The organism is Streptomyces sp. NBC_00414 (assembly GCF_036038375.1).
Taxonomy (GTDB): domain Bacteria; phylum Actinomycetota; class Actinomycetes; order Streptomycetales; family Streptomycetaceae; genus Streptomyces.
Map to the genome: position 1 here is coordinate 368,327 of NZ_CP107935.1, position 17,061 is coordinate 385,387.

General features: G+C 70.1%; 15 protein-coding genes. All 15 read right to left on the reverse strand.

The genetic code is table 11. The features are described from left to right. Positions 1-85: 85 nt before the first annotated feature. Positions 86-4,492 (reverse strand): amino acid adenylation domain-containing protein, encoded by a 4,407-nt coding sequence (locus OHS59_RS01730; RefSeq protein WP_328491587.1) that lies wholly within the window; start codon positions 4,490-4,492, stop codon positions 86-88. Next, positions 4,479-4,736 carry a phosphopantetheine-binding protein gene (locus OHS59_RS01735; protein WP_328491588.1) on the reverse strand — a complete coding sequence of 86 codons (258 nt, stop codon included), beginning with the start codon at positions 4,734-4,736 and terminating at the stop codon, positions 4,479-4,481. Before OHS59_RS01735 ends, OHS59_RS01730 begins: the two co-directional genes overlap by 14 nt. A 62-nt stretch (positions 4,737-4,798) precedes the next feature. Continuing rightward, a complete protein-coding gene (locus OHS59_RS01740; RefSeq protein ID WP_328491589.1) occupies positions 4,799-6,394 on the reverse strand; it encodes a long-chain-fatty-acid--CoA ligase in 1,596 nt (531 codons plus the stop codon). Between the two features lie 30 nt (positions 6,395-6,424). Beyond that, positions 6,425-6,973 (reverse strand): (2E)-enoyl-ACP glycyltransferase, encoded by a 549-nt coding sequence (scoD, locus tag OHS59_RS01745; protein ID WP_443061366.1) that lies wholly within the window; start codon positions 6,971-6,973, stop codon positions 6,425-6,427. After that, positions 6,970-7,860, reverse strand: coding sequence for a (3R)-3-[(carboxymethyl)amino]fatty acid oxygenase/decarboxylase (gene scoE, locus OHS59_RS01750; protein WP_328491590.1), 891 nt, complete (start codon positions 7,858-7,860; stop codon positions 6,970-6,972). Before scoE ends, scoD begins: the two co-directional genes overlap by 4 nt. A 72-nt stretch (positions 7,861-7,932) precedes the next feature. After that, positions 7,933-8,172 carry an acyl carrier protein gene (locus tag OHS59_RS01755; RefSeq protein ID WP_328491591.1) on the reverse strand — a complete coding sequence of 80 codons (240 nt, stop codon included), beginning with the start codon at positions 8,170-8,172 and terminating at the stop codon, positions 7,933-7,935. Then, positions 8,169-9,338, reverse strand: coding sequence for a beta-ketoacyl-ACP synthase III (locus tag OHS59_RS01760; RefSeq protein WP_328491592.1), 1,170 nt, complete (start codon positions 9,336-9,338; stop codon positions 8,169-8,171). Before OHS59_RS01760 ends, OHS59_RS01755 begins: the two co-directional genes overlap by 4 nt. A gap of 142 nt (positions 9,339-9,480) precedes the next feature. Continuing rightward, entirely contained in the window at positions 9,481-10,845 is a 1,365-nt protein-coding gene (locus OHS59_RS01765) for an MFS transporter (RefSeq protein ID WP_328491593.1), read from the reverse strand. Positions 10,846-11,052: 207 nt separating this feature from the next. Continuing rightward, positions 11,053-11,805 carry an aspartyl/asparaginyl beta-hydroxylase domain-containing protein gene (locus OHS59_RS01770; protein ID WP_328491594.1) on the reverse strand — a complete coding sequence of 251 codons (753 nt, stop codon included), beginning with the start codon at positions 11,803-11,805 and terminating at the stop codon, positions 11,053-11,055. 143 nt (positions 11,806-11,948) lie between these two features. Then, entirely contained in the window at positions 11,949-12,488 is a 540-nt protein-coding gene (locus tag OHS59_RS01775) for a copper chaperone PCu(A)C (RefSeq protein WP_328491595.1), read from the reverse strand. Then, a complete protein-coding gene (locus OHS59_RS01780) occupies positions 12,485-14,779 on the reverse strand; it encodes a heavy metal translocating P-type ATPase (protein ID WP_328491596.1) in 2,295 nt (764 codons plus the stop codon). The genes OHS59_RS01775 and OHS59_RS01780 overlap by 4 nt, the downstream gene beginning before the upstream one ends. Then, positions 14,779-15,030 carry a hypothetical protein gene (locus OHS59_RS01785; protein ID WP_328491597.1) on the reverse strand — a complete coding sequence of 84 codons (252 nt, stop codon included), beginning with the start codon at positions 15,028-15,030 and terminating at the stop codon, positions 14,779-14,781. The genes OHS59_RS01780 and OHS59_RS01785 overlap by 1 nt, the downstream gene beginning before the upstream one ends. Positions 15,031-15,306: 276 nt before the next feature. Further along, a complete protein-coding gene (locus tag OHS59_RS01790; protein WP_443061367.1) occupies positions 15,307-16,041 on the reverse strand; it encodes a DUF1775 domain-containing protein in 735 nt (244 codons plus the stop codon). A gap of 135 nt (positions 16,042-16,176) precedes the next feature. Beyond that, positions 16,177-16,401: a heavy-metal-associated domain-containing protein gene (locus tag OHS59_RS01795; RefSeq protein ID WP_328491598.1), complete on the reverse strand. Its 225-nt coding sequence runs from the start codon at positions 16,399-16,401 to the stop codon at positions 16,177-16,179. A 225-nt stretch (positions 16,402-16,626) separates the two neighbouring features. Next, positions 16,627-16,920: an RNA polymerase sigma factor gene (locus tag OHS59_RS01800; protein WP_328491599.1), complete on the reverse strand. Its 294-nt coding sequence runs from the start codon at positions 16,918-16,920 to the stop codon at positions 16,627-16,629. Between the last annotated feature and the right edge of the window lie 141 nt (positions 16,921-17,061).

Sequence of the window (17,061 nt, forward strand, 5' to 3'; positions counted from 1 at the left end):
CTTGCATACGGAAATGCGCTGGTGGCTGAGGGGTTCTGTTGCAGTAGTCGGGGCGGCGCGGCCGCGAGTTCCCGGCAAGTCACGGTTATTTTCGGGACGTTGCGTGCGAGGGCCGGCGGCCGGCCGGAGCGGGCAGCACTCCTGCGGCGACGCAGTGGTCCAGGTATCCGAAGAGCAGGTCGCGGTCCAGGGGCGGGGCGGTGATGTCGCCGCCTTCCAGGCCCGCGCGGACGTTGTCGGCGCGAACGTGGCCCAGCCGCAGGTCGGTTGCGGCGGCTTGTTCGGTGGAGTCGAAGAAGGCCAGGGTCGTGGCGGCGGCATCGGCCGAGCGGGGCAACTGCTCCCGCCACCGGGCCAGCGGCAGTCGCCGTATCGGATAGCCGTACTCCTCCACCCAGGTGTAGACGTCGGCGAGCCGTACCCGGGGCAGGGTCGCGTGATTGAAGACGGGACCGGTGGCCCGGGGGTCGGCGGTGAGACAGAGACGGACCAGGGAGCGGGCCACGAAGTCCACGGGCGTCCAGACCTCGTCCTCGAACAGGTCCGGGACGATTCCTGCGGGGACACCGGCCCGCAGCACGCTCCACAGGAAGTCCCGCTCGTTGACGTATCCCGTGCCGGACGGGCCGACCACCCGGCCCAAGCGGTGCACCGTGACCGGCAGACCACGCTCGGCGGCTTGTTCGAGCAGACGTTCGGAGGCCCATTTCGACTGCTGGTAGCCGTACCGCAGTCCCTTGTGCGGCGGTAGGAACGTCTCCGGTACCTCCCGGCTGTGGCTCGCGGGTGGAGCCACGGACAGCGTGGACACGTAGTGCAGAGGCGTCGTGCGTACGGCGGCCAGGTGCAGCAGGTGACGGGTGGACTCGGTGTTGACGGCGCGCAGGGTGGCGTAGTCACGCATGATGCTGACCGTCGCCGCGTTGTGGAAGATCGCGTCGCAGGTCGTGGCCAGATCCGCGAGTGTGTCCCGGGGCAGCGCGAAGTCGGGCCGGGCAAGGTCGGCGGCAAGGGCGACGACTCGGCGGAAGTCCCGTTCGTCCAGGGCGATGGCGTGCCGGTCGAGGGCCTGGCGGGTACGTGCGGTGGCCTCGGCCCGGTCGCGGGCGCGCACGGTGCAGACGATCTCGGCGGACGTGTTGGCCAGGAGTTCCGCCAGCAGGTGGACGCCGACGAAGCCGGTCGCGCCGGTGAGCAGGATGCGGCGGGGCACGTCGTGGGGGTCGCGGCTGATGCCGGGCCGTATGCCCGGGGCCAGGGGGGCATCGGTGAGGACGGTCGGTGGCAGCCCTGTCGGTGCTGTCAGGGGCTGGGCGTCGTCTCCCAGGAAGCGGGCCAGTCCGGCAGCGGTGGGGTACTGGAAGAGCCAGGCGACCCGGATGTCGCGGCCGAGTCGGGCGCCCAGCCGGTTGGCGGCCTGGATGGCCTGGAGGGACTGGGCTCCGAGGTCGAACACGTCGTCGTCGACGGTGAGGGTGTCCGTGCCGAGGATCTGCCGCCAGACACCGGTGACGGCCTGTTCGAGGACGTTGCCGGTCGTGGATGCCTGTGGCGCGGACGTGCGGCTCAGGACAGCCCGGTCGATCTTGCCGGAGCCCGTGCGGGGCAGCCGGTCGAGGAGCTCGATCCCGGAGGGGACCATCGCCGCGGGCAGCAGCGTACGCAGATGTGCTCTGGCCTCGGACGCGGTCGGTGCGGGGGGCGTTGTGACCAGGTGGGCGACCAGGCGCCGGGTTCCGTCGGCGAGGGTCTGTCCCACTACGGCGGCCTCCCGGATACGGGGATGGGTGAGCAGCGCGCTCTCGACCTCGGCGGGCCGGACACGGTGGCCGCTGATCTTGAATTCGTCGTCCGCCCGGCCCAGGAAGCGCAGTTGTCCGTCCTCGCCGACACTCACCAGGTCCCCGGTGCGGTAGGCGCGGGGTGTGCCGGGAAGCGCGGCGAGGGGGGCGAAGCGGGAGCTGTCCGGGAGATCGCCGCGATAGCCGCGCGCAAGGGTGTCGCCGAGCAGGTACAGCTCGCCGTCGACGACAGCGGCCCGGGTGCCGGCCAGCGGCAGGCCGATGGGAACGTCGCCGGGGGCGAGCGTGGGGTCGTGCAGGTCGGCGACGGTGGCGACCACGGTGGCCTCGGTGGGGCCGTAGGTGTTCAGCAGCCGCACCGAGGGGCCGGCGGCCTCGCGCCAGCGGTCGACCCGTTCGGGCAGGGCCGCCTCGCCGCCGACGATGACGGTCCGGACGGTCTCGGGAAGCGTGGCGGTGCCGGTCGAGATCGCGTAGGACACCTCGTGCCAGTAGGCGGTGGGCAGGTCCAGCACACTCACGCGCAGGCGGGCCGCCTCATCGAGGAAGTGAGGTATCGACTCGGTCATGTCGTCGGCGCGGATGACGAGGGTGCCGCCGGCGCACAGGGTGAGGAACAGCTCTTCCACGCTGGTGTCGAAGTGCAGCGGGGCGAACTGCAGCACACGGTCCCGCTGTTGGATCCCGTAGCGGTGAGTGGCGGCTGCGACGAAGTGTGCCAGGGCGCTGTGGCCGATCTCGACGCCCTTGGGACGGCCGGTGGATCCCGAGGTGTGGAGCACGTAGGCCAGGTCGGCCCGGCCGGGCGCCCACGACGCGGTACGCGCGGCGGGCCCGGATTCCGGCTGGCCGAGCTGGCCGAGCTGGCCGGGATCGTCGAACTGGTCGAGCTGGCGGGGATGGTCAAGCTGGTCGAGCAGAAGTACCGTCCGGTCCGGGAAGTCGGCTCCGCGGTCGCTGGTGGTGACGACGAGCGCGGGAAGGGCGTCGGCCAGGAGATGCGCCGTGCGGTCGGCGGGTGCTTGCAGGTCGAGTGGGCAGTAGGCGGCGCCCGACAGCAGGACGCCGAGGATGCTGGTGACGGCGTCGACACCGCGAGGCAGGGCCACCGCCACCACATCGCCCTCGCCGACTCCATGGGCGGTCAGGCCGCGCGCGATGTTCCGTGCGGCGCCGAAGAGTTCGGCATATGTGCTGGTGATTCCGGCGTGCTCCACGGCGATGGCGCCGCCCCGTCGTGCGGCATGGTCGGCGATCAGGCTGAGCACCGGGTGTACGGGGCCCGGCAGCGGTCCCCCGTCCAAAACCGTCGGCAGGGGCACGAGGGCGGGGCCAGGTACGGGGGCGGGACCGGGCACGAGGGCGGGACCGCCAGGAAGTTTCCGCAGCGGCAGATCGGGGGTGCTGACCGCCCCGTCGAGGAGGCTGAGCAGGCCTTCCTGGAAGTCGGCCACCTCGCTCGTCGTGTACAGCTCGGGGTTGGCGTCGACGGCGATGCGCAGGCCGGTGCCGTCGGAGCGGTCATAGACGTTGACGGCCAGGTCGTCGACGGGTCCCGCGGATACGTTGTGGACGGTGCTGTGGTGTCCGGCGAACCGCAGGTCGTACTCGAACGGCATGATGTTCACGCCGGGGCCGGACAGTCGGCGCCGGCCGCCGACCAGTTTCAGGTCGCGGCGCATCTGCTCGTAGCGGTAGCGCTGATGGGGCAGCCCGGCGCGCAGTTCGCGCGAGACCCGGGCGGTGAGGTCGCGCAGGGTGTCGTCGGGAGTGACGGGCACCCGCAGGGGCAGGATGTTGCGGACCATGGCCGGTACGCGCAGGGACACGGAACCTAGGCGGCCCATCGCGGGCAGGCTCAGGACGATCTCCGGCGCGCCGGTGATCCGGTGCAGGTGAGCGGCGGTCACCGCGAGCATCGCCTCGGACCACGTCGCTGACAGGTCGCGCGCGACGGCGCGCAATGTGGTGGACCAGGCCGCGTCGAGGTCGCTGACGTGGCGGTGGAAGGTGCGGGCGGGCAGGGCGGAGTGGCCGGCCGGGCCGGCCACCGGGGGCCGGTCGGCGTACCGGCCGCTCCAGTAGGCGCGGTCCTCGGTGTGGCGGTCGGACCGCTGGTAGGCCCGTTCTTCGGCCCGGACGGATTCCAGGGTGCCGAAGCCTGCCGCGGGGACGGCTTCACCGGTCGCGAGGGCGGTGTAGACCTCGGCCACGCGGCGGGCCACGAGGGAGAGGCCGAAGCCGTCCAGGGCTATGTGGTGGACCCGGTGGTACCAGAGGTACTGGTCCGGCCCGGTTCTGAGCAGGGCGTGTCCGAAGACGGGGCCGCGGGTGAGGTCGACGGGGCGGGCCATGTCCTGGTCCATCCAGGCCAGGGCCGCGGCGTGCGGGTCGGGGTCGGTGGTGAGGTCGGCGATGTGGGTGTGCCACTCGCCGGCCGGGGTGCCGAGTTGCCAGGGGCGGCCGGTGTCGTCGGTGACGAAGGTGACGTTGAGGGCTTCGGTCTCGGCGACCACCTGGTGCAGGGCGGTGTCGAAGACCGTGGTGTCGATGGGTCCGTCGATGCGGACGTATTCGGCGGTGTTGTAGGCGGGGCTGTCCGCGTCGAGCTGCTGGCCGGTCCAGATGCCCTCCTGGGCGGCCAGCAACGGGTGACGCCCGCCCGTCGGCGTACGGTCAGGTGTCGGCACGGGCCGCTGCCTTCCGGCGTTGCTCCAGCAGCTGCCACCACTGGGCGAAGGATGTGCGCTCGGCGAGGTCGACGAAGCTCACGTCCACGCCGGTGGCCTGCCATCGCTCCACAAGGGTCACGATGCGCAGGGAGTCCAGGCCCGCGTCCAACGGGCTCTCCGCGAGGTCGACTTCGTCGGGCCGGAGGTGGAGAAATTCCGCGAGGTCGGCGCGGAAGGTGTCCTGGGTGAGGGGTTCGGGCATGCGGGTTCTCTCTCGGAAGCTCGACGACGGCGTGCGGGATGGTGCGTGCGGTGTCCGGTGCGTCAGTTGACCTTGCGGTCGGTGTCGGTCCAAAAGCGGTCGCGCAGTTCCCGGCGCAGGATCTTGCCGCTGGGGTTGCGCGGGACGCTGTCGATGAACTCGTAGCGGGCGGGGAGCTTGAAGCTCGCCAGCTGCGGCACCAGGTGCGTGTGCAGGTCACGGAGCGTGGGTTCCTCCCCGGAGGCGGGGACGACGAAGGCGTGCACGTACTCGCCCCAGCGTTCGTCGGGAGCGCCGACGACGACCGCCTCGGCCACACCTGGATGACTCTCCAGGACGTTCTCGATCTCGGCGGGGTAGACGTTCTCCCCGGCGACGAGGATCGCGTCCTTGATGCGGTCGCGGATGAAGACGTAACCGTCCTCGTCGACGTAGCCGGCGTCCCCGGTGTGGATCCACCCGTCGACCAGGGTCTCCGCGGTCTTCTCGGGCAGTCTCCAGTACTCGACCATGCGGGCCGGGGTGGCCAGGCAGATCTCTCCGACGGCGCCCGGCGGCAGTTCACGGCCCTCGCCGTCGATCGCCTTGGCGCGCACACCGGGATAGGGGCGGCCTGCTGCCTGCATGCGCGGGCCGCCGGGGACATGGTCGGCGGGTGGCAGGCAGACCGCGGTGTTGCCGGTCTCGGTGAGGCCGTAGATCTGGGCGAACTCACAGTCCAGGACGGCGAGGCTCTCCTCAAGGAGTGCCTCGGAGATCGGGGAGCCGCCGTAGACCGTCTTGCGCAGGGTGGTGAAGTCCTCGGCCGCGACGCCGGGTTCGGTCAGCATCATGCGCAGCATGGCCGGCACGACACAGGCGGTGGTGATGCCCAGGTCCCGGATGAGGTCGACGGCGCTGCGGGCGGCGAAGGCGCGCATGGCGACCACGGTCGTACCCGCGTTGAAGTTCTGCGTGGCCCACCACAGCCCTCCGACGTGGAAGCCGGGGATGCCGATCAGGGCGATGTCGCCGGTGCGCCAGTCGATCCAGTCCAGCCCTTCGCTCGCCAGGGCGTCCCGGATCGCGAAGAAGCTGCGGTGGGCGAGAACGACGCCCTTGGGCAGTCCCGTGGTGCCGCTGGTGTAGAGCTCGGCGACCGGAGTGTCCGGGGTGGCCTCGAACGGTGGCTCGGCGTCGGAGTGACCGGCTTTCCAGTCCGCGCAGCCGTCCGTCCCGGTGAGGGCGACGACTGTCTCCGGCGGCGTACTCCGTATGGCGTCGACGATCGACGCGAACTCGTCCTCCACGAAGAGGAGTCGGGTGCCGGAGTCCTCAAGGACGTGGCTGACCTCGGGTGCGGTGAGGCGCCAGTTGACGGGCACGAGGACGGTGCCGCTCTTGGCACAGCCGAAGAGGATCTCGTAGTAGTGCTCGGACTCCTTGCCGAGGTAGGCGACCCGGTCGCCCTCCTTGAGCCCGGCGGCGCGCATCGCGTGGGCGACCTGGTTGGCCCCCTGGTGCAGTGCCGCGTACGTGAGGGTGCGCCCTTCGCAGAGCACTGCGGCCTGCTCGGGGCGATGCTCTGCGTGGAAGCGGGCGCTGTGCACGAGGGTGCTCAGTTCGGGATGGTGGATACGGTCGGTGGCCGGCGGTGGTGTCGCCGTGGATGACCCCATGGGCGGTCCTTCGGAGATCGGGGAGGCCGGTCAGGGAATGTTGACGAAGGCCAGGGTCGCCTCGCCGTCGCAGCGGCCACGATCGGCGTCCCGGTACCGGTACGACGTCTCGGCGTGCAGGAACGGGCTGCCGCCGCCCACGGAGCGCCGGGTGACGGACCGGAACCGCATCTCCCCGTGGAAGGAGCGGGGGTCGACCGGGCGGCGGAAGTTACTGGCGAAGCGGGCGATGAGGACGTCGGGGAGCTGGTGACGCCAGAAGTCGTCCAGGGTCCAGGTCTCGAACCCGGCCAGCAGTCCTTCCTTCACGGACTTGGCGACCAGGTAATACATCATCTGGTTGTAGGCGATGTTGACCTCGACCGCGTTCAGGTGGCCGGTGTCGTCGATGTAGCAGGACTCCGGGATGGCGAACTCGCAGCGCACCGAGGCGAGTCCGGCCTCGGCCGTGACCACGCCGGTCCTGAGGTATTTGCAGTGCGCCTTGTAGGGCATGAGGACGCGGGCCAGCAGTTCCTCGTCCGTGGAGTAGGAGCGGTCCGGCGGCGCCTCGGTGCGGTCGGCGGGCGGCGCGGTCACGCGGTCCGGATCCCGTCGTGCAGGGGGTGCTCGTCGTGGACGGTGACGCGGTACGAGACGGTCGGCTCCGGAGTGACGGTGTGCCGGGCACGGTGGATGAGGCTGCGGTTGTCCCAGACCAGCAGGTCGCCCTTCTCGAAGCTCTGCAGGTGGATGTCGTCGTGCTCGAAGGCCTCGTCGAGCTGGCCCGTGGCGTCGAACAGCCGCTTGAGGAGCTCGTCGTCGAGGGGGTTGCCGTCCGCGTCCTCCATGCCGACGGTGAAGCCCTCGCTGATGTAGAGCACGGTCTCGCCGGTGAGGGGGTGGGTGAAGGTGGTGGGCTGCCGGACGGCGGGGGTCCTGGTCTCGACCTCGTCGATGATCTCGGAGATGGGCCGGTAGACGTCGTGCGGACGGATCTTGAAGTACTTGCGGACGGAGTGCTTGCAGAAGGTCCCCTGAATCTCCCGCTTCAGCTCGGTGGGCAGCTTCGCGTAGGCACGGCCCATGTCGATGAAGTACGTGCCACGGTTCTTCTCCGGCACGACCTGGGGGTGGATGAGGGTGATGCCGAAGGGGTCGGGCATGAACTGGTAGTCGGCGTGCCAGAACTTGCCGGTCTTCGGCACGCCTATCTGCTTGCCGTTCTCGGGGACGTTGGAGGAGACGAACACCTCCGGAACCTCGGGGTGTCGGTACATGGGCTCGTAGTAGGTCTCGGGACGGCCGAGCCGTTCACCGAGCGCCAGGAACTGCTGCGGGGAGAGGTCCTGGTGCTTGAGGACCGCGATCTTCTTCGTGTAGACGGTCTGCTTCAGCGTGGCGATGTCGTCGTCGGAGGCGGTGGTGTGGTCGAAGCCCTCGACGCTCGCGCCGAGATACGAGCCGGACTGATCGGTGATCTGCATAGCGGTGATCTTCAAAGCGGTTGCCTTCTGTGCGTCGGGTTGCGGAACTCGGGTTTGTGCAGGCGGGGTTGTTCAGGCGGCCTGTCCGGCGTCGATCAGCTCGGCCACCCCGGCGATCGTGAGCGTGGGCCGCAACTCGCTGTCGTGGACGGTGACTCCGAGGTCGCGTTCGATACGGATGCTGATGTCGACCAAGGTCAGCGAGTCGACGTCGAGGTCGGCGAAGGTCGCCTCGGGCGTGACCCGTTCGGCCGGGATGTCGTGGAGTTTCGCGACGATCTCCACCAGTCGGTCGTAGGTGGTGGTGCTCATGACGGGCTGTCCTCTCCGGTGCCGTGCGGGACGAGGGGGGCGTAGGGGTGAGGGGGCGGTGACAGTTCCGGCCAGGTCAGCAGGCAGGAGCCCCAGGTGAGCCCGCCGCCGAAAGCGGTGAGCAGGAGCCGGTCGCCGGGGCGGACCACTCGCTGTGCGGCGGCGTCGGCGAGGGCGAGCGGGATGGAGGCGGCACCGGTGTTGCCCACTGCGTCGACGTTGGCGACGCAGCGTTCCCGGGGCAGACCGAGGTCGTCCGCGACGGAGTGCAGAATGCGCAGGTTGGCCTGGTGGGGTACGAAGTGGTCTACGTCGTCGGTCTTCCAGCCGGCTGCGGTCAGGGTGGCGCGGGCGGATGCGGCCATGCGGGTGAGCGCATGGCGGTAGACCTCGTTGCCGCGCATCGCGAAGTACCGCTCCGCGCGGGCGAGTTCGGGACCGACCCCGGCTTCGGTCCCAGCGCCAGCCCCGGCCCCGGCCCCGGCCCCGGCCCCGGCCCCGGCAGAGCGTCGGCGTGAGCCGCCCGCGGCCACCATGATCAGGTCCTCGTGCGTGCCGTCGCTGCCGAGGTCGAAGTGGCCGACCGCGCCCGGCTCGTCGGGGTGTCCGCCGCGCAGGACGACGGCTCCGGCGCCGTCTCCGAAGATGATCGCGTTGGCCCGGTCGAGGGGGTCCACGATGGTGGAGTAGGTGTCGGCTCCGATCAGCAGGACCCGCTGTGCGACGCCTGCCGCTATCAGTCCGGCGGCGGTGGCGAGTCCGTAGACGAACCCGGTGCACACCGCTCCGACGTCGAAGGCCGCCACCCGGTCCAGGCCGAGCCGTGCGGCGACCGCGGGTGCGGTGGCCGGGCAGGGCCGGTCCGGGGTCGTGGTGGTGACGATCACCGTGTCGACCGGGCTCTTGCCGACGGTCGGCGATCCGGCCGGGGCGAGTCCGGCGCTGTGCAGAGCCAGCCGCCCCGCTTCGACCGCCAGGTCCGAGGTGGCCTGGCCGGGTCCGGCGACATGCCTGCGGCGGATACCCGTGCGGGTGCGGATCCAGGTGTCGTCGGTGTCCAGCCGCTGTGCCAGCTCGTCGTTCGTGACCACACGGGGTGGCACCCAGCCGGCCACCGCGCACAGAACGGCCGCGGGAGCCTGCCGGCTCGGGGTGGGTACGGGCACAGCGGTCCTCCTGAAGGTGCGGTACGGGTACGGGTGGCGAAGGGCCAAGCGGCCACGACGAAGTCGACGGTTCGGCTTCGGCTTCGGGCTCGAGCTCGGGCTCGGGCTCGGCTCCGGCTCCGGCTCCGGCTCCGGCTCCGGGCTACACGGGCACGGCCGCTCCGCGCAGGTTGGACGTCAGCAGCACACCGCAGCCCATGCCGGCCGCGATCGCGAACACCGCGACCCGGATCCCGGCCAGTTCGCCCGACGGCCCCTGCACCACTGCGCCCGCGAGGGCCACGAGCAGGGCGAGGCCCACCGCTCCGCCCACCTGGAGGCTGGTGGAGGCCATTCCGGATGCCACGCCCTGGTCCTCGGGGGCCACGCCGGAGGCGGCCACGATCCACATGCCGGTCCACGTGGCGCCTTGTCCGAGCCCCAGCAGCACGATCCCGGGCAGCAGCAGCGGGTACGGGCCTCCCGCGCTGAGGGCGAGTCCCAGGCAGGCGGCTCCGGTCGCGCCCAGTGCCATGCCCCCGGCCAGCATGCGGCGTACGCCGACCGCGGCCACTGCCCGTTCGCCGATCTGGGTGCCGATGGCCGTCACGACGGCGGGCAGGAGGAAGGCCAGGCCGGTCGTCCATGCGCTGTAGCCGCGCACGGTCTGGAAGTAGAGCGTCAGGAAGTAGGGAAGCGAGCTGAAGGTGGCGCTGTAGAGCGCGGTGACGGCCATCGCGAAAACGAGACCGCGATGGGCGAACAGCCGTAGCGGTACCAGGGGGTTGAGGGAGCGCTTCTCGACAGCGGCGAACAGGGTGAGGAAGACCAGTGACAGGACGGCGCTCGCCATGGTGAGCGGGCTGGTCCAGCCGGCTTCGGGTGCGTTCACCAGCAGGAACACCAGCAGGGTGACCCCTGCGGTCGCGGCCAGGGCGCCGGTCACGTCGAACTGCCTGGTGCCGGTCCGCCGCGGGTCCGGGGGGAACAGCTTCCATCCCGCCCAGGCGATCCCCGCCGCGACGGGCACGTTGACCAGGAACACGGAGTGCCAGCCGAACGCTTCCACCAGCACGCCACCGAGCAGGGAGCCGAAGCACAGGCCACCGGCGCCTGCCGCGCCCCACACCGCCAGAGCCCGGTTCCGGGCGGCGCCTTCCGCGTAGATCGTGTTGATCAGGGAGAGGGTGGCCGGGAACAGGAGCGATCCGCCGATGCCCTGGAGAGCCCGGACCGCGATGAGCGCTCCGGGTGATTCCGCGAACCCGCCCACCAGCGAGGAACCGGCGTAGACGAGCGCTGCGGCGGCGAATGTCCGACGGCGGCCGAGCAGATCCGCCGCCCGCCCACCCAGCAGCAGGAAGCCTCCCGTCGTCACGACGTAGGCGCTCACCACCCATTGCAGGTCGTGGGCGGCGAAGCCGAGGTCTGCGCCTATCTCGGGCAGTGCCACGTAGACGATGTTGTAGTCGAGCGCGATGACCAACTGGGCGAGGGCCAGGACGAGCAGGGAAAGCCGGGCGTGCATGAGTCGATCCCTCCTCCACGCGTGAACGAGAAACGCAGACGGATATGGAATCCGTCGAGCAATTTCGGCCACGATAACAGTTCGAAGAAGCCTTGAGAATGCACGTATGAGAAAGTTGAAATCGAGCGAGAATTGGGCTTTCGGGCAGCCCTCGGAACCGACAGTGCGAAACCGCCGGTTCCTTTCACCGAGTGTTTCAGGTGCCTCCTAATCCCCCATCAGGCGCCGTATCTCTTCGATGAGGACGGTCAGCGCCTGCCGCTCGGGGGGCGTTGTTTCTGGATGCCAGAGGTCTATGAGCAGACAGGTCCGTGGTCGGTTTCCGTCATTGCGCGCCGCATGCTCGAAGGAATAGTCGAAGAGCAGGCAGCACCCCTCCTGCCAGGAGCGGGTCTCCCCCGCGACCGTAAGAGTGCATCCGTCCGGAATGTCGACGGCGAGGTGCAGATTGATGCTGAAGTTCCACAGATCACAATGCGGAGCGATCGAGGCTCCGGGCAGCAGTGTGGAGAAATGAGACTCCAGCAGAGGGCAGATCTTCTCGGTGTCTACGGCGAACTCTTTGAGCACTTTGTGCGCCGTCGGCACCGTGTCGGCCGCTTCCTCGACCAGACGTCCGCCCCGGTAGAGGTAGAGGGCTTTCCAGTTCTCCTGGCGCGCAAGATAGTGCTCGTAGTCGGAGAACGCCTCGCGCTGAACCGTCCACGCGGATTCCAGTTCTTCCTTGATGGCTGAATGAGCTGATTCCAGGGCCTCGACCACCGGGACCAGCTCGGGGTGGGCATAGGAGTCGTGCCAGGGAGTCGGGGACAGTCCCGGCAGGATCCACTTGGCGCCCTTCTGGAGTGGGTGCCGCGGCCCGCCTCCGCCAGGCTCCAGCATCCGCTCCACACGGCCGATCGAGTCCGCGCCGTGGTCTCTTCTGATCGCCGCGAAGGCGTCCTCTATCTCTGGCGTCATACGGGCCTCCTGACTGGTGCCGCGACCGGGCGCGGGGCCGAGCCGTCGCACCAGTAGTCGGACGTGGGGGGCGATGAGTTCCCGCCATGTGGCATCAACTTGCCTATGAACAAAGCGAGTTGACGAATGTCGGCCCGGCGCGGCTACTGGAACGAGATGTTTCCAGCGGACTGGACGACGGCGAGCACCGTGACCGGGTCGGCGTACCGGAACTCGAAGGTGAAGTTGACGACGTCGCCCGCACGCCACTTTCCCGAGACTGTGGAGACGGTGAGGTCCACTCCGTTCGGTGTCATGGCGAGGCTGCCTCCCGCCGGAACGGTGAGGGAGTCGATCGTGGACCGGGAGGCACCGTTGTTGTCGTTCATCCGGTGCCGGGTGAGCGTGATGCCGCCGGGGGCCTTGGGCGAGGTGATCCTCGTCAGGCGGTCGGCCGAGCCGCCCTCGTTGGCGAGGCGGAAGAACGCCGCCGTCTCCGGCACCCCCGCGGAAGGCAGCAGGACGCGTCCGTCCGTGACCTGTATACGCGCCGGGGTGCCGGCTCTTCCGGTTCCGGTCCAGGTGGTCAGGCCGGCAAGGGCCACACTGCACGCCGCGAGGGGCACGAGCACGGTCAGTGCGGTGTCCCGCAGCCGCCCCCGGTCGCCGAGCCGGGACCTCGTACGGGCCAGGGACTGTCTCATCGAGCACCGGCTTTCCCGGACCGCGGTACGCGTCCTCGTGCGGAGGAAGGCTGCCAGGCGCGCAGCCGCAGACTGTTGCAGACCACGAGCACGGAGCTGGCGGACATCGCGGCGGCGGCGACCATGGGGTTGAGCAGGCCGACCATGGCGAGGGGCACGGTCACGGCGTTGTAGCCGAAGGCCCATATCAGGTTGACGCGGATCGTCCTGAGGGTTCGCCGGGCCAGCAGGGCGGCGTCGGCGAGTGCCTCGATGTCCCCGCGGACCAGGGTCAGGTCGGCGGCTCCGATGGCCACGTCCGTGCCGCTGCCCATGGCGATCCCCAGGTCGGCACCGGCGAGCGCGGCGGCGTCGTTCACGCCGTCGCCGACGACCGCGACCCGGTGACCGTCCTCCCGCAACTGGCTTACGAGGTCAGCTTTGTCCTCGGGTGAGCAGCGGGCGCGCACCTCCTCGATGCCGAGAGCATCGGCCACCGCCTGGGCGGGGGCCCGTCGGTCACCGGTGGCGAGCACGGGGCGGATACCGAGCCGGCGCAGCCGGTCCACGGCCCGGTAGCTGCCCGGCCGTACGAGGTCTCCGACGGCGATCAGCGCCTCGGCCCGGCCGTGCACCCGCACCAGGACGGGCGTGTGCGCGGCGCTTTCCGCGGCATCCAGGGCGTCCGCCAGTACGCGCGGCAGCTGCCCCTCCGGCGAGATCGCTTCGACCGTGCGTCCGTCCACGTTCCCGCTGACTCCGCTCCCCGGAGTGGCGGTGAAGTCCCGCACGGGGGGCAGCGGTTCCTTGGGCAGCGTTCGGCGTGCGTACGCGGTGATGGCCCGTCCGAGCGGATGTTCCGAGCCCTGCTCCACCGCTCCCACCAGCCGCAGTACCTCCTCCTGCCCGAGCGTTTCCGACAGGGTGGTCATCCGCGCCACGCTCATGTGACCGGTGGTCAGCGTGCCGGTCTTGTCCAGGACGACCGTGTCCACGTGCTGCAGCGCCTCCAGCGTCTGCGGACCGCTGACCAGCACTCCGAGCTGGGCACCGCGTCCGGTCGCGGCCATCAGCGCGGTCGGGGTGGCCAGCCCCAGGGCGCACGGACAGGCCACGACCAGGACGGCGACACAGGCGGTGAGCGCGGACTGCGGATCGGCTCCGGCGCCGAGCCAGAACCCGAGGACGGTCACCGCGATGGTCAGGACGACGGGCACGAACACGCCGGCCACCGCGTCGGCCAGCCGCTGTGCCCGCGCCTTTCCTGCCTGCGCGTCGGTGACCAGCCGGGTGATACGGGCCAGTTGGGTGTCGGCGCCGACAGCGGTGGCGCGCACCAGCAGCAGCCCGCCGGCGTTGACGGCACCGCCGACCAGCGCGGAACCGGGGCTCACCTCCACGGGGTCGCTCTCCCCGGTGACCAGGGACAGGTCCACGGCGGAACTGCCCTCCGTCACCCGCCCGTCGGTGGCGACCCGCTCACCCGGCCGCACCACGAAGATCTCTCCCACACGCAGCTTTTCGATGGGGATGGAACGCTCCCCGTGCTCGTCGCGGACCGACACCTCCCTGGCGGCCAGTTCAGCCAGCGACCTCAGCGCCGCGCCGGTACCGCGTCGTGCGCGCGCTTCCAGGAACCGGCCCGTGAGCACGAACAGCGGTACGCTCACCGCCGCTTCGAGGTAGATGTGCGCCGTTCCGTCCGACGCGGACGGCAGGAGGCTGAACGGCATCCGCATCCCGGGATCGCCCGCGCCCCCGAGGAACAGCGCGTAGGCCGACCAGAGGAAGGACGCGACCACGCCCAGGGAGACGAGCGTGTCCATGGTGGCCGTGGAATGACGCAGGTTCCGTACCGCCCGCTCGTGGAAGGGCCAGGCGCTCCACACCGCCACCGGGACGGTCAGCGCGAAGCACAGCCACTGCCAGTTGCGGAACTGCAGCGCCGGCACCATCGACAGGACCAGGACCGGCACCGAGAGCAGCACGGTCACAAGGAGCCGTTCGAGCTCCTTTCCGGCAGCGGTTCGAGTTTCGTTTGTGCCGTCGGTCGCCCTCTGCTCGTCCTCGCGTACGGGCGGCGCGGGCAGGGCCGCCTGATAGCCGGCCTGCTCGACAGCCGTGACCAGGTCCTGGGGTGCGACCTCCGCCGGATGACTGACCCGGGCAAGTCCCGTGGCCAGGTTCACCGTCGCCGTGACGCCGTCCAGTTTGGCGAGCTTCTTCTCCACCCGGCGGACACAGGCCGCGCAGGTCATCCCGCCGACCGTGATGTCCGTGACCACCAGGCTCATCGCCGGTTCGGCCGCCATCACTCACCGCTCCCGTGCATCCCGGGCATGTCCTGCGTGCTGTCGCCGCCGTCGTCCTCTCCCCCGCCGTCCGTCCCGGCGTTCCCGGTGCCGTGCATGCCGGGCGCCACCGGCCCGGAGACTGACCCGACGGCGTAGGACATGGAGAACACCAGAGCGAGCAGCAGCAGGAATCCGCAGAGCGCGGGCGGCGGCAGCAGCCTGCGGGCAAGCCCGTCCGGGAGAGGGGAAGTTTGTCGGGACTCGGCCATGCTCGGCCTTCCTGGTCGCGTCGAACCGTCCTGGAGGACACGGCACTTGCAGCCGTACCGCTTCAGGAGTCGGCCGCGCACGGCACCGAGTTCCGGCCCATGGTCATGACGTGGGTCACATCGAGCGCGAGTGCCCCTCTCGTCCAGTACCGGCCGGGGCGGTCGAGGCGCCGGAAGGCCCAGCATGACGGCACAGTTGAGCGCGCCGGGCCGAAGAAGCCCGGCGCGCTCAAGAGTGATGACGTGTCCTGGGATAGGGAGTTCGACCGCTGCGGCTCAGGCCGAGCCGGTACGGCGTTTCCGCGCCCACCAGACTCCGCCGCCGAGCAGGAGCAGCACCACTGCGATTCCGACGGGCACGGCGAGGGACATACCGTCGTCCTCCTCCGTGGTGTCCGCCGCGGGATCGGCCGACGGCGTCGACGCTTCTGTGCTCGGCTTCGCGGACGAGGAAGCTTCGGTCGTGGGCTCGGCCGAAGGGCTGGGGCTCACGAGCTTCGCGCCCGGGGCCGCGGCCTTCAGCGCCAGGCGCGGAGCGGGATGTCCGTGCCCGTGGTCGTCGCCGCCGGTGTCCTCCAGTTCGATCCATCGGTCGACCTTGCCGTCGCTGTAGGTCTGCAGGGTCTTGAAGACCAGCGAGGTGGCATCGGGCAACTGCCGTACGGTGACGACGTACTCGACGTCCTCACCCACGGGCAGCTTCGGTCCTGAGACGGTGTAGCCCTGGTCCGCTGGGGCGAACTTCCAGCCTTTGGGGCCCTCTTCGTAGGTGATGTCACTCGTGGCGATCCCTTTGGGAAGGACCACCTCCAGTTTCGTGATGCCGGCCGAGCCGGACTCCGATTCAGCGGAGAACGTCAGTGCCACGTTCTGGTCGAGCGCCCTAGCGCCCTCCGCTTCGACCTCCGCGTGGGCCCACGCGGGCCCTGCGGTGGCGACAGCGATCGCCAATGCGGCGGCTGAAAGAGCGCAGGCGTGGCGCAGTCGACGTGCCGGGATCAGGCGATACACGGAAGGCTCCCTGGTTTTGACGGCATGAGGTTTCGATGGCGTGGGCGTGGGGCGTTGTGATGGGTGGGGTGCTGCGTCCGCCGCCGCTCGCTGTGGCTCACGGCGGCCGTCTTGTCGGTCATCCGGGGGCGGCGTTCAGGCTGCGGCACCTTGTACGGTTCGTGTCACCTCGTAGCCCGCCTCGACGATCGCCGCACGTACGGCGTCGTCGTCCATCGATTCTCCTCGTACGGTCACCAGGCCGGCCGGGACGTCGATGTCGATGTCGGTGACACCGGGCACTTCCTCCACCTCTTCGGTGATGCTCGCCGCGCAGTGGCCGCAGCTCATACCTTTGACGGTGTAGGTCTTCTCAGCCATCTTCAGTGCTCCTGCTTCCTTGTTTTCCCGAAGCCGCGCTTCGAGGAGTTCATGAGTGGGAGGCCGCGTGACACGGGATACGGCACGAGACCTCCGGTCTTCAGCAACCCTGCCGGGCCGCTGCCGTCCGGGAACACCCCTGACGGCAGCGGCCCACGGCCCGTCAGGCCGCGGCAGCCGTCGGTACGCGGCGCTCTGCGCTGTCCAGCGCCTCGCTCAGTGAGCTCAGGGCGCGGGCGACGCGTGACCGCACGGTTCCGGCGGCGCGGTCGCTGATGCCCGCTGCCTCATGTACCGCGACCCCGGCCCCTTGGTGAGGACGAAGGTGTCCTGGGTCAGGTCCTCGGCACCCTGATGGTCGGCGCCGAGGAATCGCACATGACGGCGGACGTCCGGGTGCAGAGCACGGACGAAGAGGTCGAAGGCGTCGGAGTCGCCACCGCGGGCGGCGAGTGCCCAGCCCGTGATCAAGTCGTCTCTCGACTCGTCGCGCACGGCAGGCAGAACGGAAGTGATCACCTGGTGTTGCTCCTTCTCGGGAATCCAGGAGGACCGGCGTCCGTGCCTGCCCGCGCTCAATGACGGGGCGGCACGGCGAAACCGGTGAGGAAGGGACGGCGGCGTCCGGAGACACGCGGCCGCTGCCCGAGGCGAGGGAGC